At 42.1% G+C, this 24239-nt stretch carries 24 protein-coding genes; 7 read left to right on the top strand and 17 right to left on the bottom strand.

Annotation, left to right across the window (positions count from 1 at the left end; genetic code table 11):
* Positions 1-6: 6 nt before the first annotated feature.
* The 3 genes from AC3ITG_RS04970 to AC3ITG_RS04960 form a co-directional block, all read right to left on the bottom strand.
* Positions 7-1305: a galactokinase gene (locus tag AC3ITG_RS04970; RefSeq protein WP_489253001.1), complete on the bottom strand. Its 1299-nt coding sequence runs from the start codon at positions 1303-1305 to the stop codon at positions 7-9.
* Positions 1306-1463: 158 nt separating this feature from the next.
* Positions 1464-2237: a hypothetical protein gene (locus tag AC3ITG_RS04965; RefSeq protein ID WP_489253000.1), complete on the bottom strand. Its 774-nt coding sequence runs from the start codon at positions 2235-2237 to the stop codon at positions 1464-1466.
* A gap of 26 nt (positions 2238-2263) precedes the next feature.
* Positions 2264-3004 (bottom strand): hypothetical protein, encoded by a 741-nt coding sequence (locus tag AC3ITG_RS04960; RefSeq protein ID WP_489252999.1) that lies wholly within the window; start codon positions 3002-3004, stop codon positions 2264-2266.
* A 135-nt stretch (positions 3005-3139) separates the two neighbouring features.
* Here AC3ITG_RS04960 and AC3ITG_RS04955 point away from each other — a divergent pair, with 135 nt between their 5' ends.
* The 4 genes from AC3ITG_RS04955 to AC3ITG_RS04940 all read left to right on the top strand — a co-directional run bounded on the left by AC3ITG_RS04955 (position 3140) and on the right by AC3ITG_RS04940 (position 6214).
* On the top strand, positions 3140-3604 hold the full coding sequence (locus tag AC3ITG_RS04955) for a hypothetical protein (RefSeq protein WP_489252998.1): 465 nt from the start codon (positions 3140-3142) through the stop codon (positions 3602-3604).
* A gap of 201 nt (positions 3605-3805) precedes the next feature.
* Positions 3806-4732 carry a DUF2268 domain-containing putative Zn-dependent protease gene (locus AC3ITG_RS04950; RefSeq protein ID WP_489254412.1) on the top strand — a complete coding sequence of 309 codons (927 nt, stop codon included), beginning with the start codon at positions 3806-3808 and terminating at the stop codon, positions 4730-4732.
* Positions 4707-5474: a MerR family transcriptional regulator gene (locus tag AC3ITG_RS04945; RefSeq protein ID WP_489252997.1), complete on the top strand. Its 768-nt coding sequence runs from the start codon at positions 4707-4709 to the stop codon at positions 5472-5474. The genes AC3ITG_RS04950 and AC3ITG_RS04945 overlap by 26 nt, the downstream gene beginning before the upstream one ends.
* A 68-nt stretch (positions 5475-5542) precedes the next feature.
* Complete coding sequence (locus AC3ITG_RS04940) at positions 5543-6214, top strand: metal-dependent hydrolase (RefSeq protein ID WP_489252996.1); 672 nt, start codon at positions 5543-5545, stop codon at positions 6212-6214.
* A gap of 76 nt (positions 6215-6290) precedes the next feature.
* On the opposite strand, the gene AC3ITG_RS04935 is transcribed toward AC3ITG_RS04940, so the two are convergent.
* Positions 6291-6611, bottom strand: a complete 321-nt coding sequence (locus AC3ITG_RS04935; protein WP_489252995.1) for a nucleoside triphosphate pyrophosphohydrolase — start codon at positions 6609-6611, stop codon at positions 6291-6293.
* A gap of 485 nt (positions 6612-7096) precedes the next feature.
* Entirely contained in the window at positions 7097-7612 is a 516-nt protein-coding gene (locus AC3ITG_RS04930) for a HEPN domain-containing protein (RefSeq protein WP_489252994.1), read from the bottom strand.
* A 141-nt stretch (positions 7613-7753) separates the two neighbouring features.
* On the opposite strand from AC3ITG_RS04930, the gene AC3ITG_RS04925 reads away from it, so the two are divergent.
* Complete coding sequence (locus AC3ITG_RS04925; protein ID WP_489252993.1) at positions 7754-8101, top strand: helix-turn-helix domain-containing protein; 348 nt, start codon at positions 7754-7756, stop codon at positions 8099-8101.
* 62 nt (positions 8102-8163) lie between these two features.
* Here the strand turns inward: AC3ITG_RS04925 and AC3ITG_RS04920 are convergent, their stop codons facing one another.
* The 6 genes from AC3ITG_RS04920 to AC3ITG_RS04895 all read right to left on the bottom strand — a co-directional run bounded on the left by AC3ITG_RS04920 (position 8164) and on the right by AC3ITG_RS04895 (position 15769).
* Positions 8164-8769 carry a restriction endonuclease gene (locus AC3ITG_RS04920; RefSeq protein WP_489252992.1) on the bottom strand — a complete coding sequence of 202 codons (606 nt, stop codon included), beginning with the start codon at positions 8767-8769 and terminating at the stop codon, positions 8164-8166.
* Positions 8762-8896, bottom strand: a complete 135-nt coding sequence (locus AC3ITG_RS04915; protein WP_489252991.1) for a hypothetical protein — start codon at positions 8894-8896, stop codon at positions 8762-8764. The genes AC3ITG_RS04920 and AC3ITG_RS04915 overlap by 8 nt, the downstream gene beginning before the upstream one ends.
* 46 nt (positions 8897-8942) lie before the next feature.
* Positions 8943-9224: a hypothetical protein gene (locus tag AC3ITG_RS04910; RefSeq protein ID WP_489252990.1), complete on the bottom strand. Its 282-nt coding sequence runs from the start codon at positions 9222-9224 to the stop codon at positions 8943-8945.
* Positions 9225-9520: 296 nt separating this feature from the next.
* Entirely contained in the window at positions 9521-9841 is a 321-nt protein-coding gene (locus tag AC3ITG_RS04905; RefSeq protein WP_489252989.1) for a hypothetical protein, read from the bottom strand.
* Between the two features lie 377 nt (positions 9842-10218).
* Complete coding sequence (locus AC3ITG_RS04900) at positions 10219-12546, bottom strand: hypothetical protein (RefSeq protein WP_489252988.1); 2328 nt, start codon at positions 12544-12546, stop codon at positions 10219-10221.
* A gap of 85 nt (positions 12547-12631) precedes the next feature.
* A complete protein-coding gene (locus AC3ITG_RS04895) occupies positions 12632-15769 on the bottom strand; it encodes a DEAD/DEAH box helicase (RefSeq protein WP_489252987.1) in 3138 nt (1045 codons plus the stop codon).
* 252 nt (positions 15770-16021) lie between these two features.
* On the opposite strand from AC3ITG_RS04895, the gene AC3ITG_RS04890 reads away from it, so the two are divergent.
* A complete protein-coding gene (locus tag AC3ITG_RS04890; RefSeq protein ID WP_489251518.1) occupies positions 16022-16978 on the top strand; it encodes an IS30 family transposase in 957 nt (318 codons plus the stop codon).
* Between the two features lie 107 nt (positions 16979-17085).
* On the opposite strand, the gene AC3ITG_RS04885 is transcribed toward AC3ITG_RS04890, so the two are convergent.
* From AC3ITG_RS04885 to AC3ITG_RS04860, 6 genes are all read right to left on the bottom strand, one after another.
* Positions 17086-17745: a hypothetical protein gene (locus AC3ITG_RS04885; RefSeq protein ID WP_489252986.1), complete on the bottom strand. Its 660-nt coding sequence runs from the start codon at positions 17743-17745 to the stop codon at positions 17086-17088.
* A gap of 83 nt (positions 17746-17828) precedes the next feature.
* A complete protein-coding gene (locus AC3ITG_RS04880) occupies positions 17829-18317 on the bottom strand; it encodes a hypothetical protein (RefSeq protein ID WP_489252985.1) in 489 nt (162 codons plus the stop codon).
* Between the two features lie 18 nt (positions 18318-18335).
* On the bottom strand, positions 18336-19502 hold the full coding sequence (locus AC3ITG_RS04875) for a CdiA C-terminal domain-containing protein (protein WP_489252984.1): 1167 nt from the start codon (positions 19500-19502) through the stop codon (positions 18336-18338).
* Between the two features lie 281 nt (positions 19503-19783).
* Positions 19784-20068, bottom strand: coding sequence for a DUF4183 domain-containing protein (locus tag AC3ITG_RS04870; protein WP_053784094.1), 285 nt, complete (start codon positions 20066-20068; stop codon positions 19784-19786).
* A gap of 82 nt (positions 20069-20150) precedes the next feature.
* Positions 20151-21110, bottom strand: coding sequence for a DUF4183 domain-containing protein (locus AC3ITG_RS04865; RefSeq protein ID WP_489252983.1), 960 nt, complete (start codon positions 21108-21110; stop codon positions 20151-20153).
* 780 nt (positions 21111-21890) lie between these two features.
* Positions 21891-22364 (bottom strand): DUF4362 domain-containing protein, encoded by a 474-nt coding sequence (locus AC3ITG_RS04860; RefSeq protein ID WP_489252982.1) that lies wholly within the window; start codon positions 22362-22364, stop codon positions 21891-21893.
* A gap of 199 nt (positions 22365-22563) precedes the next feature.
* Here AC3ITG_RS04860 and AC3ITG_RS04855 point away from each other — a divergent pair, with 199 nt between their 5' ends.
* Entirely contained in the window at positions 22564-24132 is a 1569-nt protein-coding gene (locus tag AC3ITG_RS04855; RefSeq protein WP_489252981.1) for a stalk domain-containing protein, read from the top strand.
* Positions 24133-24239 lie beyond the last annotated feature (107 nt).

The raw sequence follows: 24239 nt of genomic DNA, 5'->3' as shown, positions 1-24239 counted from the left end.
CCAAAATTACCCCGCGTGATCAATCAACGCATTCAAACATACAGCGCCTTGCTCGCGCACGTTCACTACAATAATCGGCGTATCAAGCATGCCGTGCATCCAGGACATATATTCCTCGACTTTGTCGTTAGGAAGAATCGTCAGAATGACCCCTGCGAATCCACCGCCGTGTATACGGCAAGCGCCATCGCCCAGGTTTTGCAGATAATTCTCTGTCAGTGCTAGTGCAATACCGATCTCCTGTTCCTTCACCGAACCGCTCTGGTATACATTCTGGAGCCACTTCCAGGAAGAATTCCCGGACGCCGTAATCAGATTCAGGAAGTCAGCAAAACGCCCTTCACGCAGCGCCTGCACCTGACCATCCACCCGATTGTTTTCCTCCAGGAAATGCAGCGCACGCAGCACCGCACGATCCCCTGCTGCTTCACGTACCTGCTTGAGATTGGCGTAGATCGCCTCGGCTGTAATTTCGCGGACATATTCGCTGCCCAGGGCTTTAGCAACCGCTCTCATCTCATAAGGTACAGCAGCGTAATCCTCCGTCAGATCCGCGTGATTCCCACCTGTGTTTACAATAACCAATGAGTAACCGTTTTGTTGGAAATCCCATTGCACAGGCTCAATGACAGGCTCTGCCGGGTTCTCAAAATCAATCGCAATCAGCCCACCATAGGCACAAGCCATCTGATCCAGCAGACCGGACGGTTTATTCCAATAGTGATTCTCCGCATACTGACCAATCTTGGACATCACCACCACATCCATCGACCCATTGTTATAGAAATGATTCAAGATCGTACAGATCAGCATCTCGAACGATGCCGAAGAGCTCAGCCCTGAGGCCGAGAAAACGTTACTGGAGATGTATGCCTGGAAGCCGCCCACCTTGTATCCAAACTTACCAAATCCCGCAGCCATACCACGAATTAACGCCGTAGTGCCATCGTCTTCTGTCTTCGGTGCCAAATCCGTGAGATCGATTACATATTTCTGTTCATAGCCTTCCGAATAAAAGGTAATGACCGAATCCGTCGTTGGCCTAGCCACAGCAATTGTATCCAGCGTAATACTGCCCGCTAACACCTTGCCATGGTTATGATCCGTATGGTTGCCCCCAATTTCGCTACGTCCAGCCGCGCTGAATAACTTGCTGCCCTCTTGTACGCCAAAATACTGTTCGAATGATTCATTGAGCCTCGTGTAACGTGCTGTCTGTTCTTCTAGTTGTTGCTGACCATACATTTGGGCAAGCAACGCTTGGCCTGAAGTAGATTGAATCAGTTCCAATGGTTGAGTGTTCATTGATAATCCTCCTATGGATATATAGCATTTATTTTTCTGCCGTAGATGATGATCAATACGGGAACGATTCATGCCCGTTTACTCTCCCATTATCTCAGCTTCGTTTCGGAAAAGGTAGGGTAGAATTGAAAGTTTGTAAGCGTTTTTTAAAGACATTCTCATCTTATTTCATCAGTTTTAACTTCAATCTGATCAACAATAAATTCATTGTCGGCTTTATCGAAGGTATACGTGATATTGAAGTCACACACATATGTAGGAGATATACCAATAGACCCAGGAAGACTTAATTTTATTTTGTGATTATCCAATGTATAAATAACTACACCGCCGAAAGCAAGCTCATCTTGATGGTAGTCTGGTGCTGGATCAAAATCATAATTGAAGTTACCTACTTGCCCTTGTGAATTCACTGTAATCGCTAATGTACCATCAACATTTTTAGATACACGCGATTCAATATGCTCAGCAACAATATCCTCATAACGCTGTACTTTAATTTCCGATAAGTTATCGGAGTTAACGACATGAATTTCATAGATATTCAAGCCTGTCCCTCGGCCAATCTGAATGATTACTATAGCCTCTTCCTTACCATCACCGGTAAGATCGGTATAAAATAACTGCGGCTCCGTTCCCGAATGATGAGAAATGCTCCAATCAAAATCTTTTGTGCGCCCATTTATATCTAGAGTTACTCTTTCAATTGCATCTTCCGTTTCTTTAATTGCATAAAGTTTTACTTGTTCATCCTCAGAAGATCCAATTAATTTCAATTTTGAATTTGTTTCTTGTTCTGGCTTCGTTGATACCTGTTTAGTGGGAGACACAACCCGTTCCTGCTGTACAGCGCCTAACGATTCGGTTTGGCATCCCCCAAGAAAAACTGCGCTCAACAACATCAATGAAGCTATTTCTTTTATCAAATCCATGTCCCCTCTCATCTAATTAGCTAAAATTAATCCAATGAATTCAACTGAATTGTTACCTTCCTCGTTTCACGATCATTAGAATCAAACCAGTCTTTAAGTACGTTATATTCACTTGTTTTTAATGCCGCTGTTTCAATCGTGAAATGGTTATTGTCTAGCCAATCATAAGAGATGATGGGCCAGGTCGGTTTCAATATGAATGCTTCTTCCAAATCAGTTGATGCATATGGGATGATTTCTAATTTTTTGAGATCCACGGCAACAAGGATTTGTCTCTTGACCAGACCACCTTCATCATAAGCATACCGAATCAACACCTGCTGATAATCAGAGGAAAGTTTATAATCTTGTAAAATACCCTCAGGCATCGGCAAGCTATGGGTCCCTCTATCATCAGTTTTCACGAAAAGGGTAGAGCAAGCTTTGGTTCCACATCCATACTTTAGCATCGAATATGTTTCCGAAGAAGGCACCTTCAATACCTCCAATTGTGTACGATCTATTTCAGTTTGGAAGTCCCATTCGTTCAACAGGTAGTGCTTATACTCTGGGACATCGTTAAGAGATAATTGTAGGGCTGCTTCTTCATTCATGATTTCAATGATATTGGGTAATGAAGATGCTTGATTATGCATGCCTGGGGAGTTGGAGTCGTTTCCCATTTCCGTCTGATATGCGGAAGATTCCAACCTATCAAACCATAATATAATTACCGCTGAAGTAACGAGTACAACAAACAGTAGTAACAAAAGAAATTTCTTTTTCATAGCACTCCTCTTTCGCGCATGGTTTCGATCCAGAACCAAATGAATTATACTACAAAGATATCCATTTTTGGTGTCGGATCGGTTTCAATGTTGTTTTCATGTGATAACCCATTATTCAGGTTAAGAGGTGAATCTATGAACGTTATTTTAAACAATGAACCAGATAAACGTCGTATTAACGTAGCCATGCTTATGTATCTCATATTAATGTTTTTATTTTATGGCATTTATGTTTCCTTGGAATCGGATCGGATAGCTCAATCACAACAGTGGACTTCCGGTGGTTCCATAAGCGACCAAGCGATCGAGTCAATGAGTCAGCTGGGAAGATGGACGTCTATCACTGAATCGCTGTTCCTCGTTCTTTTCACACTGGTGATGATCATGATGATTACCTGGTATCGAAGTAATGTAAGAAAATTACTCCCTTTTGCCTTATGGAATGTCGCTTTGTTTGTTGGGGTTGGTGCGTTCAGTTTGGTTGGTTCACAGGTCACGTCAATGTCCGTTGGCAACCTGGCACAACCTATCTTCGTACCCGTGTTTCTGTTGGCTGCGTTGTTCATATATGTGTTGTGGGGATTAAAAAAACGTGGATAATGTGTGTGAGGCGATTATAAACGTTTAAAAACTTTGGTTGTTTTCTCCATAGATATCTGTAGTGCAGCCAAAGTTTTTTTACATCTTACCTTAAAATCGGATCGATTAATGCACTTGAACGTATCACAAATTCTCTCCTTGACTGTTACGTAGGGTCATACTTGATAATGGGCTCAAGTTCACCTAAAGGAGAGATTAATGATGAAGATTACCGCGTTACGCTCAGATAAAATCTATAAAGAGATCATCAAGGCTGCACCTGATGACAAATTGGAGTTATACCGCGAGCACATGATGAGTCCTTTCATGAACAAATGGAACATTCAACAAATCCCGTTTCGCTCTCAAGAGCCTCACGGCTTCGACGTGATTATGATGAATAACTTTATGAATATCGCTCCCGCAGATATCACACCTGAGATTAAAGCATCGTTAGCAGCGATCTCGTCTGAAGCATTTTGGCAACAGTGTCATGAAGCTGTTCGTACAAGTCTATCCACCTTTACAGATCACGGGATTGAGCTATCGGTCTCCGAGTATCTATATACGATTTTATTAGGCGATAAGAACAGTCCATCACTCACCATGAACGAAGGCATCAGCGGAGATGGTGGAATTCCGGGTTATATTATTGCGAACCTGATCCCCAATAGCTATACTCTACCTCGTATGCAATCGGTGTTGGCCCATGAATGCAATCATAACGTGAGGTATCAATATATCCAGTGGAATCCTCAGATTACGCTTGGCGAGATGGTTGTTAGCGAGGGGCTGGCCGAGAGCTTTGCGACATCTCTGTATGGAGAAAAGTTGAGAGGCCCCTGGGTAGGCAAAACGGACATGGAGACATTGAATACCTTAATCAAACCCAAGATGAAAGACCAGCTGCATGTCACCGGTTTTGACCAGATTAATCCGTACTTGTACGGCGATGAACTTGCCATAATGCAAAATTTCACGCCCGTAGGTATGCCCTATGCGGCTGGCTATGCCTGCGGTTATCATTTAATCCAATATTATCTGAACAAAACAGGTACACCGATTACCGAAGCAACCATCACTCCGGCAAGTGTCATTCTTGCTGAAACAAAGGACTTTTGGAATGAAGACACCCTATTTCACCGTTAAAGATATCATTCAGATTACCGGCATTACCAAACGCGCATTACATTATTACGATAAAACGGATCTCTTAAAACCGAGCAAAGTCGAGGACAATGGCTATCGGTATTACGATCAAGAGGCACTGGGGAATCTGCAGATGATTCTCTTGTTCAAAGAAATGAATTTCTCATTAAAAGACATTGCAGCCATGATGCAACTTTCCAAAGAAGAACAAAAAGATATCCTAAGAGAGCATCGCAGTACACTCGTTCAACGAAAACAAAAGCTCGAAACCATCATCGACCAATTGGATGAGTATGTGGATGGAACGGATATCTCTCATCTTAATCTGTTTGATGACTCTTCCATTCTGTCCATTCAAGAACAATATGAATCCGAGGCAAAGTTCGTCTACGGAGATACCGAGAAATATCAGGAATTCGAAGCTAATGTGAACCGACTGTCCAAGGAAGAGCAAGAAAAAGTATACCAGCTGTTTTCGGTCAACATGGAGCAGGTATTTCGGGAGTTGGCGCAACATCAGGATCTATCTCCTGCTTCTGATGAGGTTCAAGCGTTAGTGCGTGAATGGAAAAGTTGTCTGGAACAGTTTATGGTCTGTGATGCTGAGATTCTGAGGTGTATTGCAGAAGCCTATACCACCGATCGTCGATACGCGGGTTATTTTGATCAGTTTGGCGATGAGGAATTTTTGAGATTTTTGTATCAAGCGATTATGGTTTTTGTGGAGGGTGAGGAAAAGTGATTTTGTGTGAAGTGAGAAAACATCACTAAAAGAAATATATGCATGAACTAGGCTCAGGAGGTAACTCGATGCAAATGTTTCTTCATATGGCTATACACTTGATTACGGGCGGAACGATTCTATTACTTTTTCTAAATAAGCGGTTATCTCTTACTAAAGACTATATAATTACTATTGTTTTGGGTTCTATTATTGCTATCACTCCTGACATCACTAAGTACTTTGGTGATATATTGTTACATTCTCTTGCTATGGTCCCCTTAATTGGAGCTGCATATGGCTGGATCATCTATAAAACCTTAAACGTTCGGTTCTTCTGGGCATGGATAAGTACGATGGCCACATTATTCATCGGGCATCTTCTTATAGACCTTCTTGGTAATGGAATTAATTTGTTCTATCCTTTTACGAATCAAGAACAGAATTTCGCGATCTTGGGATCAAATAATGAACTCATCATTTCTGCGTTGTTAGCCATTGCCACTACAATCACATTAATTTATAAAAAGGTTAAACCCATTGCAATAGTTTTAATAGTACTAGCGGCTTCATTTGTTGTAAGCTTAGGAATTTCTAATGCAATAATAAGTTATTCTTTGCAACAAAGTTACTCCTTTAATGATCCACAATATATTATCGTCTATCCGGATAACACCCCATTTCACTGGAACTATTATGTAAGAATTGATGAACTCACTATTATTTCCGGCAAGGGAAGTTATTTCACAGTGACAAAATAATCCCGGACGCATGATGCATCCGGGTGATCAGTTCAGCGGCCAAGTTATCTGTAATGAGTTGAGTTTAACGTTAAGCTTAATCGACATCGATCAGATACACCCGCTCCTGAAATCCACCGCGCGCCTCGGCTTTGTCTGCCCGCAGCTTATCGAGTTGGGCCGCATTCGCCCCATGCACTTCCGCCAACGCCCGGATGACCTCCAGCATGTCGGCTAGTTCTTCCAAAGATTCCTGATCACTCGCTGCACTTACGTACTCCTCCGACTCTTCTTGCAACTTCGTTCTTAATTCTTGCTTGTACTCCTCCGGGTCCAGAATGCGTGTGCGGCATTCCTTACCGCTGGATGTGATAATATGCGGAATCTTGTCCCGCACCAATTTGTTATATGTAGGCATGTGGTATAACATCCTTTCTGCTCTTGAAGTCTCCCAGCCTCGATCCAGAATCTCCCTTGTTGCCATTATACAAGTTGCTATGTGGAGGGATGGGTTGATTTAATAGAAAATAATTAACAAACACACCAACGGGCACGCCGTCAACAATGCCGCTGTAAAACTGATCTGTGCCGCGACTCGTCCTCCGGTAAACTCTTGCCGTGAAAAGAACATCCAGATCGAGAGGTACGTAGCGCATAGTGGGAATGAAATTATCCCGCTAAACGTACTCGGTTCCATATACCCAATCATCATGCTTTTACCAATTAGGATTAGAGTAACCAATTCCAATATAGATAATATGAAAAACATGATAGCAATTACTCTTTTCAAAATGTACACCTACTTTCCAGATGCAAAGCAAAGAGCATCCTTTGTAATTTCTGCATCATATATCCTTTATATGGATGATGTCATCTTGTAAGCGTAACATAGATTAATCAATCTTACTCTGATGAATTATCATTCAATCGAGTGGCTAACTCCTCCAATATATCTTCAGTTCGTTGAAAAAGCTTTTCGATGTTGTTCAGTTCTAGTGGCTGGTCATATGGGTAATCCGCTAGGGATGACATATGTTGCATCGTGCCGATGAACAAAGCGATATCCAATCCGGGTTCAGTGTCCGTGTGCACTAAAGGCAATATTTCATTCATGGTGAGTTCTTTCGGTGGATGAACTGAATGATACTTATGGATATAAAGCGCCTTAATCATGGAGACTAGAGCCCAATCACATAGAATTAGGCAGGCTTTAAACTGATTGTGATTACACATGATGGCGGCAAGTTTGAGATGATACTTAGCATGTTGGTGATAGGCCATTATTGTGGAACGTAGCATATGATAAGCAGGAATGTGTTTGGACCTAGGTTGTGTGGAGATATCATTGTCTTGCAAACGTGGGGTAAAATCTACTTGGTGATTACAATGTGCTTCGGTTATGGACCAATTTCTTGCCATTGTCATCCCTCCAAAGAGTTAATACCAGTATTATACAATAAAATGATACATATAGTAATCAAATAAATTATTTGTATTCTTCGTTTGGTGTTTACCTTGAGGAAACTTGTCTACACTTTTGAACATAGAGAGGTGAATACCATGAACGAGGACAGAGAAGTTTTGAAGCTGGTCGGAGCCAGAATTCGTGCACTACGCAAAGAAAGAGGGTATTCACAGGAATCCCTCGGAGAAAAAGGTGGATTTCATTTTTCATACATAGGACAGATCGAACGTGGTGAAAAGAACGTTTCTTTGGTGAACTTGGCAAAGATCGCTGAATCTTTGGATGTTAATTTGATTCAATTATTTGCTTATCTGGAAGAGGACTTTCACGTCACAGAATCAGAATTACAAATTAAAGAACTTGTAGACATGTTGAGAGATGCCTCTCCAGAGAGTATTCACCTCACCAAAAATGTGATACGTGAGATATTGAAGGGATCTTGAACATATAAAAAACAAAGACAAGGCGGCTATAAGCTGCTTTGTCTTTGTTTTTTATATCTGACTCAGATTACTTTCGTTTTTCGGCAATTTGGGAAATTGCTGCATCCCCAAAATTCCGATCCTGCTTTATTCTTCCGTTTAACCATTGCAGCACCACAACTACATTTAATTTTAGATAATACTTTAGAGGAAACCTGCTCCTTCTTAATCGGTTCAACTTTTACTTTTTTACTGGAAGGCGTCCATTTTCCCCAACTGCGAAGCTTGCTGTCTACTAAACCACCGTGCCAATAATCCACTTTGAATTGATCGGCTTCTTTTCTTGCTGGACCCGTAAGATCAGATGTGGTCACGATTAGAGACAAAATACAGTCATGATTTCGTTTCGCACCTACCAACTCACGAACAGTCATTACTTGCACCTTGTTATGGTCAGCATAACATTTTGCCTGAACCGCTGTTTTTTCACCACGCTTATCCGTTATAACCAGATCTACTCCTCCATCTTTACCCCCAACGCCTACTTCTTTTACAGTATAACCATTGTCTCTAAAATAGAGTGTAAGTAAACGCTCGAATTCGGCTCCCGTCATTTTATCTAATGGTAATGTTAAGATCCCTTCGTCAGATCTGCACGTAGAGGAAGCACGATTAAATCCGTTACTCACAGCCTTTTTGGTAGTCTGTTTCTTTCTTGGGTTGGACTTTCTTTTTTTTCTTTTTAGAAGGCTGTAATAGTCCAGCAACAACTGATAATGCAACAACACCAATAACGAGCCATATTATTTCATTCATTCACTTATTCTCCTTAGAACTTATAAATATATAATCGAATAACCTTTTAGATGGCTTTCATACTCTTAGCAATACGAAGTATAGTTTTTTCGTTTTTATTAAAAAAATCTCTTGATACTTTAACGTAGTAGGTATATTTAATTTCATCATCAGACATCCAGGATAACTCCAGTAAAACCATTCCATCCTCATAACCGACCCACATATCTGCCTTTACTCCGCTATCAAGTTTTAAACTTTGATATTTCATCGATTCTGATACTGAATCTTCTATACCTTCGAAAACGTGACTGCCATATGCTCGAATATCAATATCTGGGTTGCCCACATATAGCTGCTTCCCATCTCCATTATCTGATTCCTCTCCTGCTATCCAATCACCGGATAACTAATACTGAAGCCGAATCTGCTGTTATGATAGGTGATCCACTCCACATTGCTTTTCTCATTTTCAACACTCTTATATGTACTTGACTCAGTAGTTATATTATTTTCTTTGTTATTCAGATCGGTACTAGGATCACAACCTGTAATTACAATGATCAACATTATGACTAGTAAATACTTCATCGTATTATTCTCCTATCCAATTAGCTCTATGGCAGTAATTTCATTTCTTCTGAACTAAGGAAGTCTAATAAAGAAGCGTTTTCCGAAACCCAATGTAGAAGTTTTTTCTGTTCCAAGCTCCATTTTAAAAATAGAAACAAATATTAGATCTTGTTGCGTAGTAACGCCATTTATAACTGGACTCCCAAACAAACTGATTCCTGCACTGACCCATTCATTATCTGACTCTTCTATTGAAGAGTTTACGACCCACTCAACGAAATCTTCTTTGCTTGGATTAGTCACGGCAAGCAAAATCAATATAAATCCCATTACAATCCAAAATTTATAATTTCCACTTTTATTACTTGAGGTATGTACTTCATCACTTTCCATGTCTTTATCACCTTCCGTGTTCATCTCTATTCACACGTAGTTCTAATAGATCAGAATATCGAATGAGAACTAGGCTTATAGAATCATTATCCAACATAAATCCATATATTCCCACCATTAATTACTATAAAACCTGCTTTTCACAGCAGGTTCCTCGCGTTGCTCTGTCAAACAATACACTTATTCGCCACAGCCACCATCTTCGCAAGCATCTCTTGTCGCAATCGCCACACAAAGCTCATCAGCATGCTTCCATTGTGACTCTCTGATTGTCATAAACAGAGATGTATTATCACAATACCTGTGAAAATACATCCGTTTATTACTCTTAAAACTTCTAACACTTCTATCCAAAAGACTCTTTGTTCATAAAGAAATTACTTCTCAATTAGATAACGTATTTTCCCTACAATGTTTTCCTTATCTAAAACAGATATAGTTATAGTAGAGCATTCATTTGTTTTCTTAACTAAATCTTCAACATACTCCTGAATTGATTTATTCTCCTTTTGGATAATATCTCTTACTCTATTTGCGTAATAGGAAGTTAGAATCCCAGACATTAAATACTCATATGTGATCTCTGGTAACTTTAAAACCAAATATTCTACAATTCCTTTCCCAGGGCGCTCATTATAGAATAAGGCATAAAAATCCTTCTCTGATAAATTAAAATGAATGTTACAAAAGAAAACTCTATAATCATCTTCATAAATGTAATCTTCAGTTGTATAGGATATATTTCTACAAAAATAAATCAAATGGCTTACAAAAAAGTCTACTTTTAATAACCGGGGTGAACTAACTATATCGCTTAAAAGATCTATTTCCCACCTTCTGTGATTCGTATTCTTAACTTGCGTAAAATCAAAATCGTAAAAACCAATAGGATGAGAGTTTCTTTCTGAGAATATATATATAAATTCAAGAAACTTTGTGGGTGAAAGATATCTTTCCATCAAACATCTTTCTATAATCTTTTCGTTAAATCTAGATATATTAATATGTTGACTAATCCATATTATTAGGTCTTCCTCTATTTTGCGACCAATGTTGCTCTTTCTGATCCTATGACAAACGTAGCCCAAAATAGCTTTACTATAGATTGCCTCCCTATTCCACTCAGGCTGAACAATTCGCCTGAAAAAAACAACCTCATTTTTCCATTCCCACGAAGGACCAGTGTATAACATATGATAAAAAACTAAAGTGACTTTATATTTCAATTTCAATTTTCTCGTCAAAAACAGAACATATTTTTTATTTTGTTCAGTACACTCCAAATTAATCATATAATCAATGATTATTTCACTGGTTTGTTTATCCATAAATTCACTGTTATAACTAGAACTGATAGCCCCCCAAAAGTGAGAATACTCATTGTTCTTTATGCTATCAATGAATTTATTGTATAGTCCTAGTAACTCTATCAAATACTTTTCATAACTATTTGAAAAAAACGTCTCAAATTCATTTGATATTTTTGTTGTATTATTAAATAAATCTAGAGCATAATCGTAAAATTCTCTTCGTGTAATCCAATCGTGCACTATTTCAACATCATTGTAAGACAAAACTTTTTTCTTTATCTCCAAGGGCAATGTAAAATAATTTTCAGGATATGATCTATCATTGCTGTATGTAGAGAATACATTATAAATCTTTTCGTATTTACCCTTATCCTTCTCGATTACGAGAGAATTATTAATAGCAATAGCCTGAAGGTTCCAAATGTTCAATAAATCACTAAGACTCAAATCTATTTTTGTTTCCTCAATTTTTTTATATAGCATTTTAAAAAAATTATATATAAAGTACGGTTTATAATTAAATTCATCATGTTTACAAATTGAAAAAAATTCACTGATTTTTTTGTTTGGTTTAGATGGATCTATTGAAAAGAAAATTTCATTGATTACATACATTAACATATCTCTCTGTTCCTCTTTAGGGACGGTCTTCAACTCTGCAAAAATGCTGTTAAGCAAAAAATCGCTGTTTTTTCTAAATGAATATTCAAAAGATTCTCTATACTCTTCTGAAATCTCATCCTTGATTAACATATATAAGTTCATTCTTCGGCTTTCTTGCATATTAAATAATGCCTTCATATTTCCAAGCGTTCTCAAGAAAATATTTAAATATAGCGAAAAAATTAACAATAAACATATCTCCCATGAAGCCTGTATAACTTCATTATATCTACTTGTACCAGTTAAACTTTCAATAGCTTTCTTTTCTAAAAATGGATAAACCGATGCATAAAGTATAAGAATTTTAAAAATTGTTGATGTAAATATATTGAAACCCAGACGCTTCAAGAAGAGTGTTTTTGTCATACTTCTACCCCAAAATTTATCATATTTATTTTGAAGTGCATAACCTATCGTAAACTGAAAGAAAGCATACAGAATCCCATATAACGTCAAAACACCAATAACTAAAGTTAAATAGCTCTCTTCATTACCAACACTAATGATCTTATACTTTTGTTGAAGAGCTATTAACATAACGATAACTATTGAAAGAATTATATTACGTATAAATTTTAATATTTTGAAATATAACTTTGCATTGTTAGTTTGTCTCAATCTAACTTCTATCTTGTAATATACTGGAATCAATAATGCTTTAATAAATAACAAACAAATCAACATATAAAACAATAACTCTTTGCTCTCTAATAAAAATCCAAAAATATTCATACGGTCTTTCCTTTCTACTTACTAATGTTATTTTTGATTATCAATTATATTCAAACTGTAACTCATCTTTTAGATATTACACTTGTCATACAATACACTTATTCGCCACTGCCACCATCTTCGCGGGCATCTCTTCCCTTAACCGCCACACAAAGCTCATCGGTTTGTTCCCTTCATGACTCACATAGTCCGCTTCACCCAGGAAGACAAATGGAGACGTATAGCCATGCTCCTCCTTATATTCCCGCACGAACAGCACGATTCGGTTACCCGTCTCTAGATGATGAATATACCGCTGCGCGGTAGCGGTGTGCTCGGACACCCGGCTCTGAGTCTGCCAGTGGAATAGCCGCTCGTTAATCGCATAGTCCTCGTACAGCGTTGAGGGTGAGAAGTCTTTGTCCGATTTGTTCAATGTAATGAAGAAGATATCGGTCTGTTCGTCGGTAAAATACTTCACGCCTTCACGGAAGGCGGGAGATTGCTCAGAATTCCAGTAACCGAAAGCGGCAAGCACTTGGTCGATGGAGTACATACAGTGGATATCCAGTGGACAAGTGTATGGGAACGAATTACTTTTATCCACAAATCGCAGATGAGCCAGATTATATTTGAAAATATCCACAAGCTCTGCTCGGAATGCCTCACAAGACAGTACACGCTGCACCCCCTCTTCGATGCTGCTCAGTCCTAGTTTCTCAGGCGCAGCCCGATGGAAGGTGTAATAGAACATGATGAGCATGCGCTGTTCATCCGCGGTAGTGGGTTCTTGGCCTTTTTCGATATAGTCGATCAGGAACGTCAGCCAGCTTCGGGAGTTAATCGTCAGCACCGACGGTAGTCTGCGGATATATTCCTCGTATTCATCTTCAATGGGTGCTTTTAATCCAGCTTCGGCCAACATGCCACGGAAATACCTTTTCCCTGTACGTCCACCATACAATTCAACCAGTGTCATCCCGTGATGCTCTACAAAATGAGCCAAGGTCAGCGGCAGTCCGGTGTCTTGCTGGAACGTTTGAAGCTTCTGGATCAACGCTCTGCGATTACGACTCATTTGCTTTAAGTTGCGCATAATGTATTCTTTCGCTTGCTTTTCCAATTGAATGAACGTGCCGCGTGGCAGGTTCGAGAAGCCGTTCTCGACGTAGTATGAGATGGAATGTTTAGTGGCGCCGATCAGAGCACGGAACTTATCTTGGAACCTGTACTCCTGATGCGCTTGCCCGATGAAGTCGAGCACAGTCAGGCACTCTTTGCCCTCCGCCATCCGTAGTCCACGTCCCAACTGTTGCAGGAATACGGTTAGACTCTCGGTAGGACGCAGGAACAGGATGGTATTCACCTCAGGAATATCCACGCCCTCATTGTACAGATCCACGACAAAGATCATGCGCAGTTCCCCGTTTACCAGTTGTCCTTTCGCAGAATAACGTTCTTGTTCGCTCGACCCGCCATGCAGGGCCATGGATGGAATGCCGGCTTTGTTAAATATTTTGGCCATATACATCGCATGATCCACCCCTACGCAGAACCCAAGCCCCTTCACATCGTCCAGATCGGTTACGTATTTGTTCAGACTTTGGATGATCTGGTTGGCACGGATTTTGTTATGGGTATAGAGCTTCTCCAGTTCGTTCAGATCGTAGCCTTTGCGCGACCACTTTACCTGGGATAGATCGACAGTATCGGTGACGCCAAAATACTGGAAAGGACTCAGTAGTTTCCGGTCAATGGCATCGGTTAGACGGATCTCGGCGGCAATCGTATGATCGAAGTAGGCGGTAATGTCTTTGCCATCCATCCGTTCCGGTGTTGCAGTAAGTCCTAGCAAAATCTTCGGTTCGTAGTGGGACAATAGCTTCTGGTATGAAGGTGCAGCGGCATGGTGGAATTCATCCACAATGATGTAATCGTAATAGTCTGGGCTAGTGATCTCCGTCAGCTTCATGGAGTTAAGACTCTGAATGCTAACAAACAAGTGGTCCAGCGCCTCTGGTCGGTGATTCCCCACATGCAGCTCCCCAAAGTTCATATCCTTCAGGATATACCGGAACGTGTCCCGGCTTTGCTTCAAGATTTCTTCCCGATGGGCGACAAAAAGAAGCTTGGCTCCTGCATGGCTTGTCCGGAAACGCTTATAGTCGAAGGCTGAGATGACCGTTTTGCCAACACCTGTGGCGGCGACGATCAGGTTGCGGGTTCGTCCGTACAGCGTACGCTCGGCGTGAAGCTGTTCCAGTACTTCTTTTTGATAATCGTAAGGCTGAATGTCGAGGTGAAAGTGGTTGGACTGATCTTTTTTACGATTCAGAGCCGCCTTCAACTGTGCCTCATGCCCTTCATCCTCAGCTACATATCGCGTAAATTCACGGTCATTCCAGTAACTCTCGAAGGTCGCTTCAATCTTGCGTAGCACGTCGAGTGAATCCTTCTCCGTTACCTTGAGGTTCCACTCCATACCACTGGTCAGCGCCGGGTTGGAAAGGTTGGAAGAGCCTACATAGGCTGTAGTGAATCCAGTATCGCGGTGAAAAATGTACGTTTTGGCGTGCAGCCGAGTCACTTTGGTATCATACGAAATCTGGATTTCGGTGTTAGGTAATTTGCTAAGTTCGGTAATGGCTTTGAGGTCGGTTGCCTCCATATAGGTGGTCGTGATAATCCGCAGCTTGCCACCGCTCGCCGTGAATTGTTGAAGCTGTTCCATCAGCAGGCGAAGCCCGCTGAACTTGATAAATGACACCAACCAGTCGATCCGATCGGCGGTCACGATCTCTTTTTGCAGCTCCAGTAACATACTCGGTTCGGACTTCGCGCCTGTGAATAATGAACTTTGGGAGATCGGCGTATCTGGACGAACGATTTTGGTATCCCGGACCGCACGAATGCTGTTCAGCTTGGAATACACATGGGTCAGCACTTCCCCCTGCTCATCCAGTTGCAATTCGTTGTATTCTTCTTCCCCAAGCGTGCCTTTCAGGGTAGCAATAATCTCATTACACGCTCGGATCTGTGCCAATACTGCCGTTTTATCTTTCGTCTGTTCCCGCACAATCTTGAGCGCTCGCCGGGTCACCGCCGCCAAATACGTGGACAGCAGCTTGCGCGCTTCCTCTGCATCCAACTTCTCGGTCCCAATGTTATACACATCCGGGTCCAGCTCCGAAATCTCCTGTCTGGTGATGGTGTTGATAAGCTGTTCATATATGCCTTGTTTCATGAATGTACCTCGTGTGGGTGTAGGATGGTTGTGGATAGTTCTCTATGTATATGGTGAGCTAAAATAATTGGTATAACTAAGTATTACTTCTACTATATTATCGTCCAGTATGGGAATAATTTCATTAGTTGTTTTGATATGACGGATTGTAATATGAAGTGCGACACCTACTGGAAATAAAAAATGGCTCATAGCCTGATTCGTGTAGAATGAAAGTTACCACACCAGCATTCACACAAGGAGAATCAGTCCATGAGTTATTCACATCTTAGCATAATCGAACGCAGCAAGCTAGAAATCCTACATCGACAAGGGAAAAGTGCAAGAGCCATCGCCGAGGAACTTGGTCGGCATCATACGACCATTTGCCGAGAGATCAGCCGGAATGTTCAATTACAATCTTATCAGGCAGAAAGCTCACAACAAGCTTATGTGCAGCGCCGCAAAGCTTCCGTATCCAAGGGTAGATGGACGAAAGCACATGCTGAAGAGCTGGAAGAGAAGTTGCACGCCACATGGTCCCCTGAACAGATCGTGGAGCGCTTTAAAACTGAAAATCGACCCACCGTATGTTTTAAAACGATCTACCGCTGGATCTATACAGGTCGTCTAACCAAAGGTGCTTTACATGTACTCCGGCACAAAGGTAAACGTCAGAAACCTGCGGAAACACGCGGTAAGTTTGCTGTAGGCAGACCCATTTCCCAGCGTCCGAAGGACGTTCGCTCTCGGGAAACATTTGGGCATTGGGAACTGGACACGGTGGTTTCGGGACGTGGAAAGAGCAAGGGTTGTGTAGCAACCTTCATTGAACGGAAAACACGTCTGTACACCGCGATTCAAATGCCCGATCGGACGGCTTTGTCGATGGAGATCGCCTTTGGCGTAGCCGCTGCTCAGTATCCTACTAAGGCTTTTCGAACCGCTACGGCAGACCGTGGCAAGGAGTTCGCCTGCTACGCGAACCTGGAACAAACACACGACGTACAGATTTATTTTGCTGACCCTTACTCTTCCTGGCAACGCGGTTCGAATGAGAATGCGAACGGCTTACTTCGAGAGTTCTTTCCCAAGGGCACGGACTTTATGCAAATATCAGATGCAACATTGGAGCGTTCGCTTCACTTAATCAACCATCGCCCCCGAAAATGTCTGGGCTGGAAAACCGCTCACGAATCTTTCATAAAGGAACTGTCGCACTTGGTTTGACAATCCGTCATATAAAAAAAGTGGAGTTCTTCCTATTGCCTCTAAACGGCAGGAGTACTCCACTTTGAATGTGCGTCTCATATCTAGTATCAATTGACTCTTCTTCATCATTTGTACCTTGGATTCAAAGCCTCTCTCCAAACGTCATCATCGACAAATTCAACATTTTTTTCTTGAAAATAACTCTGGGTCTCTTGCTCCAGATCATTCAAGATTTGGGGCCAATCGTTCTCGTTGATTTCCGTGGATCCAAAGTCCCCTACAACGTTCAGCCATCGATGGTTTAACTGCTGGTACTCCTCGATTCTGGCTTTAAGTTCAGGTGTTACAGGATAACTGGTTATATCCAGCCTCTCGAACGTCATTTGCATGCGGTGAAGTGTAGGTGGCAATATGTCATCTTGACCTAAGGCGTTTGTAAATAATGTTGCGGGTTTAACCAGCCAATTGGCTTCTTCACTGAAACTTAGATTCATCAAATTATACTTATTAATAATCTGCGTCATATCTGTAAAGTTGTAATAGAGTTGGCTGGCTTGTTCTCCATCCTCAACCATCTCGTTTGTTAGTATTTCATTCTTAAGTATTCGGTTAAATAAAATATCATTATTTATGATCGCACTCTTCATATCAACCATTTCTTGGCGGACATCAATCGTTAGATACTGTTCATACATTCTTTTTTCTTTATAAAAGCTATAGGTTAGAACAAGTAAGATCGCCAATCCTAAGCATCCTATAATTAAAAATCTTTTCTTTAGTATCATGGCAATTTGTTCTCCTAGGATTTTGAAAGTAAGAAGGACCTCTACGTTGTCTGGTAGAAGTGCCTTTATGCATTATCTGTAATTCAGTTGTGAGGTTTCGTAAAAACCGAATACTCGATATTTTCAAGAAGTTCTCCGTAATGCGTTTGGAGTAATTCAAGGTATGTTCCGTTGAACGTATACTTTCCGTTTTTAAAGAAAAATATCTCTTCTCCAGATGTGTGATAGAATAAGCCATCTACTTTGAGTGATTCTAATATAGAAAAAGAAAACTCGTACATTGTTTTATAGCACAATTCATATTGTTGGTTATTCTCCAATTCATAAGATATTGTTTGTTGATAAATAAAATCCTCTGCTTGAAACATGGTTTCATAAGATGCTGCTGGATGATCAGCCGGAAAATTATTATCATAAGCAGTTATTTTCAAACCGCCTCTTAGATCAAACTCATCAATGGACAATGAATTGTGTTGTCGGTTCATATAATTCACTTCAAAATTCTTACTTTCAATTAATCTTTTCAACCATAACGCATCTTTTTTCCCATTCAATTTAAGTGAATATTCCATAGACTTGTCTCCTCTACTTTAAGGGAATACTGATATAATCTTACCATCCTTTTTAATTGCAATAACTTCTTCTAAACCTTGGATTTCCCATTCTTTAAATTGCTTAAGCAACGCAGCGTCATCTCCAGACCACTTTGTTAAATTAATCACCACATTCTTGGTTTGTTGTTTAATCACAACCTTTTCTTGAACCTCACTCCAAATACCTCTAATACCTTTATTTTCAGTAGGTGCATAGCAGTCAAATATACGCCCTTCAATTCTAAAATCGGGATCTCTGTTGGAATCAATTCCATCACTATCCCGAACTTTTGGGTTCTGTTCAATTCTATATCCACTTCTCGCCAATTGATCAGCAGCACCATTTTCTAATTCTAAAGACTGTTTAGTCGCCTTATCCGCATTATTCGGAATTTTTGTTCTCGGTCCACTTGGTAAGGCTTCTGGATTAGGTGATCCACTGGGCTTAATTAGATCTCTTGGAATATCATTTCCCTTTACAGGCTCCGGCTTACCCCCACTCGATCCTCCCAGATCGCTATGCTTATTCTCAACAGCACGAAGCGCCTTGCCAACGAAAGTGTAGGCCAACACTTGACCCATCACAGAGCCACTGTAATACCCCGCCCCATTCTCATCCACCTGTTTCTTCTGCTCTTCTACAAATTGACCTACATCAGACCTGGCTGTTCCGTTTCCCCAGGCTGCATCCCAAGCAAACTTAATGCCTCGCCCAACATCGACCACTCTGCCCAAAGTCATAGCATAAGCCACACTGGTCACTGTACCGAATGGATCATAGAAGAGCGCCTCTGCTGTCTGTCCAATTCCAGTTACGGTCTCTCCAATCGACTTGTCGAGCAGTCCAACACCGAAATTTCGTTTCAGTTCTTCAGGTATATATAGAGCAACCTCACCCGAACCATCCGCTGTTCTAAAATTCTTCGCTATAAAAATAAATTCATTCTGAATTTTATCCAAAAGACCCAGTGTGGCAGGGAAAACTTCTTTCAAGTGCATAAAATCCCAAAAGAAACGTTCCCCCGTCACACCCGACCATTCCGATTGCAACAGATAAATTGATTTTTCTAGTTCCCGTACCATCCGCTCCAGTTCCAGTTTCTTTTGCTGGACCAACCGGGCTTTTTCCTCTAATACATCGGGATGTATCTCGATTCGTTGCATTCCGTCTTCACCGCCAACCTGACCGTAGTATATGTACCTAAATTTTAACAAGTAAGAAGGACGATTGGAATCAAACGGAGGATTCATTTTTTACGGGTGATCCGATAGGTGGACCATATTCCTTAGGCAACTATTTTGCGTATTCATGTATTTTCAGCACCGCTTAAACACTACGTCTATAAAGTGGAACCTTGAGTCGATGGATGTCTTATACAAAAAGAACGACTTCTATCTACGATAGAAGCCGCACAAGGTAAAAGGTAGAATGGTTCTGGCTAGTTTTAAGACACTACGAATTGTACGACAACTGGAATTCCTGCATTCAGTGCATCTCCTCCGGGAATCGTAATCGTGGTGGTTGTAACGGTGGATGTATCCGCTGTTTGCATAATGCCATTAATATAAAGATTGTAATAATTGAACGTGCCCGGAAATGCCGTTGCGGCTGTACCCGCGTCATTTGTAAAAGTAGTCGCGGCAATTGCAAACGTTGCTCCGGTTCCCGTTCCATCACCAATTGTTGCAGCAAATCTTAAACTGTTCTGAAAGGGTGTCACGAGTGGCATGTTTCTCACCTCCTACCTGACATAGTATATGTGGTAGATTCGAGAGTAGTGAAGGCAAAGTCACGAGGAGGTTTGACCAATTTTAACCATTTATTATATTTGCCGTTAGTTGAATAGTCTCCAAGATGATCGGCGTTTCTGCAAAGATTACTCCACCTTGGGAAGGAAAAAACAGCATAACCTTACTTACGTCATATGAGTTGCCCGGCTGGACGATCCCGTTGATATAAAGATTGTAGAAACTGGTAAGTCCTATTCCTGCAAATTCAGATACACTCCCACCCTCGTCATTCACGAATTCCTCGACGGGAATCGTAACCGAGTCCGATAAATTCAGATCGGTGTCTGGAAAATAGAAGTAACGGTTTACCGTAGGAATAATCTCAATTCCGGGTACGCTACCCGGCGGTCCTTGCTCACCAGGAGGGCCGACAGGCCCTTGCGCTCCGGAAGGTCCAGGCAGGCCTTGCTCACCAGGAGGGCCGACGGGGCCTTGCGCTCCGGGAAGACCCGGCAGACCAGGCACTCCGGCGGGGCCGACGAGCCCCTGGGCTCCGGGAGGACCCGGCAAGCCCTGCTCTCCGGGAGGGCCGACGAGCCCCTGGGCTCCGGGAGGACCCGGCAAGCCCTGCTCTCCGGGAGGGCTGACGAGCCCCTGGGCTCCGGGAGGGCCCGGCAGGCCGTGCTCGCCGTGAGGACCGGCGGGACCTTTAGCGCCTTGCTCCCCCACTAGCCCCTGCATTCCGGGAGGGCCGACCGTCTTCGTTTCATGTTCTCTCACCGGAGCAAGCTGGGGCCCGGGCTCTGCAAATGCCGGGTTGACGCCAATCCCCCTCGGCAAAGCAATGCCTTTTTTGTCCCAGATGATTTTCAGTTGTCTTATTGGACGCTGCGGTCGGAGGGAGCGGCGTTTTCTCCGGCAAAGTTTACGGATAATATGGCATTTCTTGCGTTTTTCCGGGGATTTTTTTCTGCTTTTTGGTGTTGGACGTCTGGACCTTAATTTACTGGACGTAGCTATCCTCTTATTCAGATACCTCAAAACGGTCACTCTCCTTAGGCCAAGGCACACAGTGTGTATGCCCTATGTATATGTCATTCGCACATTCAGAGAGTGTGCGAATAACTATAGAGGAGGCCCAATAAAAAAAGACAGAGTTGCTCCTAATATATAGGAGTCTGACATGAAGCGATCTACGCCGAGTAGGCGCGCCATGCCTTCCACCGGAATGACATTGTTCGGGATAGTGGTCAGCGTTATATTGCTGTGGAAGGCGCTCAATATTATACAGTTGCTCTGTCGTATCGGTTTCTCTCCCCTTTATACTCTACTTTTCCGTTAAAATGTCAGATGACTCGGCGTTGCCTGAACCGATTGCCTCTATCCCATATGAACTTGCACTGAAGAATAGTTGATACATGATCGCCTATAAGTGAACTCTTCTCGTATCTTATCGTAACACTTCCCATACTGAGCTTTCAGGTATAATAAACGAAATAATACTATATAGTTCAGCAGATCTTTGTTTTCTGGTCAGCACACCGCTGGAGGAAGTCATTGCGCATTTAACACACCAGAACATCAAAATCGAAGAAGGGCCGATAAAGCGGACAGGTGCACTGGGGCCAATCTGTTCGGTGTATATACGTGATCCTGATGGTAATCTGATCGAACTATCCAATGCTTTGTATGCATAAACCATCGGCTCTTACTCCCATATGGCAGCTAAAAAGATCCTGAAAAGCCTCGGCTTCGCAGGATCTTTTTGCTTTACAGCATGAATAATTACATATCTCAAATATTTACGGTTAGATATCACTCTCATAGCATGGGAATCGAAAAAGTACTCCCTTCCTTCTCACACCCGGTTAACACGTAAAAAACACGTCCCTGCTCACTCTTCATCGTACCGATTCCTTTGCAGGTGTTGGTCGTCTTTCCCTGTTTGGAGCCATAGGCATCCCTAGAGTTATCATAAGTCGATTGAATGGATTTGCCATCGTATATCAATTCAAAAATGATGGCCCCACTTTCAATGGTATACATCGTTACACGAACCTGATCCTGTTGTTTGTTCTTCACATTCTTCACAAAAGTATTCCACTTACCCTTGTTCCGCATGCCTTCGAGAAGCACAACGACATCCCCACTTTGCTCCGCTTGCTCAGGCTTATGTGGCTCAATAATTTCCGGAAATGAATTCAAAACCACTGGAGAATCCACTGTTGGATCATTTGCCTCACAGGCTGTTAACATCATTAACGCTAACGAAAGTGTGAGCAGTACTCTTTTCATCCAATCACCTCATGAATTAAGACGCTAAATTCTCCGTACATGTTACCTATGTGCTGTTAGAAATAGCTTAAACACACTCAGCACCGACTTTCAATATAAAGGAATTTTTATCATTTGTATGTAACTTCAACCCACCATAAAGTGTTTATATAGCAATGCATTATTTACGTCCATCTCATCCGAAAAAGAGGCGATACCCATGCGTTCGGTTAACCCATCTGATGACATAGCAAAAGAAAAACGACGTCCCACTTCACGTTTGAATCATAGACCTAATAGTAAAAGTAATTCGTCCCGACGATTCGCCATTGCAATGGCTGCAGCATTAGTTGCGTCAAGCCTGTTGTTGGAGCTGACAGCTGAGCCAACTACTTACGCAGCCACTAACGTACAGCATTCCGGCAATAACACTACTGTTCGATCGATTGCAACTAACACAGAGAAGAAACTTCACTATACCGCTGTAGAGGGAGCTTATTATTACACAGTCGCCTTGAGAAGTGATGGTTCGGTCTGGACCTGGGGCCGCAATCTGTGGGGAGAGATCGGAGTGAGCGAAAAGGTTCGATATCGCCATACGTTTAGTCCAATCCGCATACCTGAACTATCGAATGTAATATCCATTTCAGCCGCCGGCGGTGGGATCAACGCAGCCGTTCAGGCGGATGGAACCGTCTGGGAGTGGGGCGCTGGTAAACTACCCAGCAAAGTCGAAAGCATCCACTCTGCGAAGGATGTGGTGACTGGTACTTTCACCGTCGCTCTTCTCCAGAACGGGACAGTCTGGTCATGGCAGCACCCGGCGGCTCAAGGAAGCGATTCTGATCACTTACGTAAACCGCATGCGATCAGTGGACTGAAAGATATCATCCAGGTTGGAACCGCAGGTCTGCATGGATATGCTCTGAAGAAAGATGGGTCCGTATGGACATGGAACGAGCCCGACGAACCCGGTAAAGTCCTGTCCAAACCTACCAAGATAAAAGGCCTGACCAACATATCATCGATCACAAGTTCAGATACATCCCTGCTTGCACTGGATAAGAACGGGAAAGTCTGGGGTTTGGACGAGACAGGGAAAGCATTCGCCTTTCATTACGACTTCAAGGTGAAAAAGATGGATGGAAATTCGCAATATATGTTATTACTCACGACATCCGGTGAGGTGTATAGCTACGGAAGGAGCGTGAACGGCAAAGAAGGAAAAGTAAACCATCTATCCGGGATTACCGATATTTCAGCAGGATATTACCACAGTCTTGCCTTATCCTCGGATGGAACCGTCTGGGGCTGGGGAAGTGATAAATACGAGGAAGCGGGTGCACCTGCAACGTCATCTGGAGGAATGGTCTACAAACCCGTTCAAGCCAAAATTGGTACAGATGTATATCTGAACGGTGAGCTGTTCCAGTCGATGTATGCCGCTGTTGAAACGCCTAAGACCGTGCAACTGCCAATCAAAGCCATCGCCACAGCACTTGGAGCAAAATTTGAGATTCATCAGGTGGAAGGTAGCCTGAACCACTATACGTTGAATTATGACAATCGGACAATCACAATCCGACCTAACGAAACACAGTATGTTATAACTTCCGCAGATGCATCTGGGGAGCGAGTCATGCAGCTACCTGAACCCATAAATAACTACTCGGGAGCAACTACAGTGCCTTTTGAGGTATTGCGTGGTTTGGGATTGAACGTGTCCTGGGATTCAGAGAAAGCTATGCTGACCATTGACGATGCTGATAAGAAAGATTCAGGAAGCTAAACGAATCGCTTAACATACCAAAAAATCCCCTTCAGGTAAACGTCCTGTTCTTAAAGAACACCGTTTACTTGAAGAGGATTGATATCTCTATCCCTGAACTACTATAT

The sequence above is a fragment of the Paenibacillus sp. GL_099_B genome (assembly GCF_057835695.1).
The sequence above is the reverse complement of the archived record's forward strand: the minus strand, read 5'-3'. Positions and strand labels throughout refer to the sequence as shown.

Coding starts and splice junctions, on each gene's coding strand:
- AC3ITG_RS04895 (WP_489252987.1), bottom strand. CDS start 15,769: ATGAAACAAGGCATATATGAACAGCTTATCAACACCATCACCAGACAG.
- AC3ITG_RS04925 (WP_489252993.1), top strand. CDS start 7,754: ATGAACGAGGACAGAGAAGTTTTGAAGCTGGTCGGAGCCAGAATTCGT.
- AC3ITG_RS04855 (WP_489252981.1), top strand. CDS start 22,564: ATGCGTTCGGTTAACCCATCTGATGACATAGCAAAAGAAAAACGACGT.
- AC3ITG_RS04900 (WP_489252988.1), bottom strand. CDS start 12,546: ATGAATATTTTTGGATTTTTATTAGAGAGCAAAGAGTTATTGTTTTAT.
- AC3ITG_RS04955 (WP_489252998.1), top strand. CDS start 3,140: ATGAACGTTATTTTAAACAATGAACCAGATAAACGTCGTATTAACGTA.
- AC3ITG_RS04950 (WP_489254412.1), top strand. CDS start 3,806: ATGAAGATTACCGCGTTACGCTCAGATAAAATCTATAAAGAGATCATC.
- AC3ITG_RS04875 (WP_489252984.1), bottom strand. CDS start 19,502: ATGCAACGAATCGAGATACATCCCGATGTATTAGAGGAAAAAGCCCGG.
- AC3ITG_RS04960 (WP_489252999.1), bottom strand. CDS start 3,004: ATGAAAAAGAAATTTCTTTTGTTACTACTGTTTGTTGTACTCGTTACT.
- AC3ITG_RS04860 (WP_489252982.1), bottom strand. CDS start 22,364: ATGAAAAGAGTACTGCTCACACTTTCGTTAGCGTTAATGATGTTAACA.
- AC3ITG_RS04905 (WP_489252989.1), bottom strand. CDS start 9,841: ATGGAAAGTGATGAAGTACATACCTCAAGTAATAAAAGTGGAAATTAT.
- AC3ITG_RS04880 (WP_489252985.1), bottom strand. CDS start 18,317: ATGGAATATTCACTTAAATTGAATGGGAAAAAAGATGCGTTATGGTTG.
- AC3ITG_RS04965 (WP_489253000.1), bottom strand. CDS start 2,237: ATGGATTTGATAAAAGAAATAGCTTCATTGATGTTGTTGAGCGCAGTT.
- AC3ITG_RS04890 (WP_489251518.1), top strand. CDS start 16,022: ATGAGTTATTCACATCTTAGCATAATCGAACGCAGCAAGCTAGAAATC.
- AC3ITG_RS04930 (WP_489252994.1), bottom strand. CDS start 7,612: ATGGCAAGAAATTGGTCCATAACCGAAGCACATTGTAATCACCAAGTA.
- AC3ITG_RS04945 (WP_489252997.1), top strand. CDS start 4,707: ATGAAGACACCCTATTTCACCGTTAAAGATATCATTCAGATTACCGGC.
- AC3ITG_RS04870 (WP_053784094.1), bottom strand. CDS start 20,068: ATGCCACTCGTGACACCCTTTCAGAACAGTTTAAGATTTGCTGCAACA.
- AC3ITG_RS04935 (WP_489252995.1), bottom strand. CDS start 6,611: ATGCCTACATATAACAAATTGGTGCGGGACAAGATTCCGCATATTATC.
- AC3ITG_RS04915 (WP_489252991.1), bottom strand. CDS start 8,896: ATGAATGAAATAATATGGCTCGTTATTGGTGTTGTTGCATTATCAGTT.
- AC3ITG_RS04970 (WP_489253001.1), bottom strand. CDS start 1,305: ATGAACACTCAACCATTGGAACTGATTCAATCTACTTCAGGCCAAGCG.
- AC3ITG_RS04940 (WP_489252996.1), top strand. CDS start 5,543: ATGCAAATGTTTCTTCATATGGCTATACACTTGATTACGGGCGGAACG.
- AC3ITG_RS04885 (WP_489252986.1), bottom strand. CDS start 17,745: ATGATACTAAAGAAAAGATTTTTAATTATAGGATGCTTAGGATTGGCG.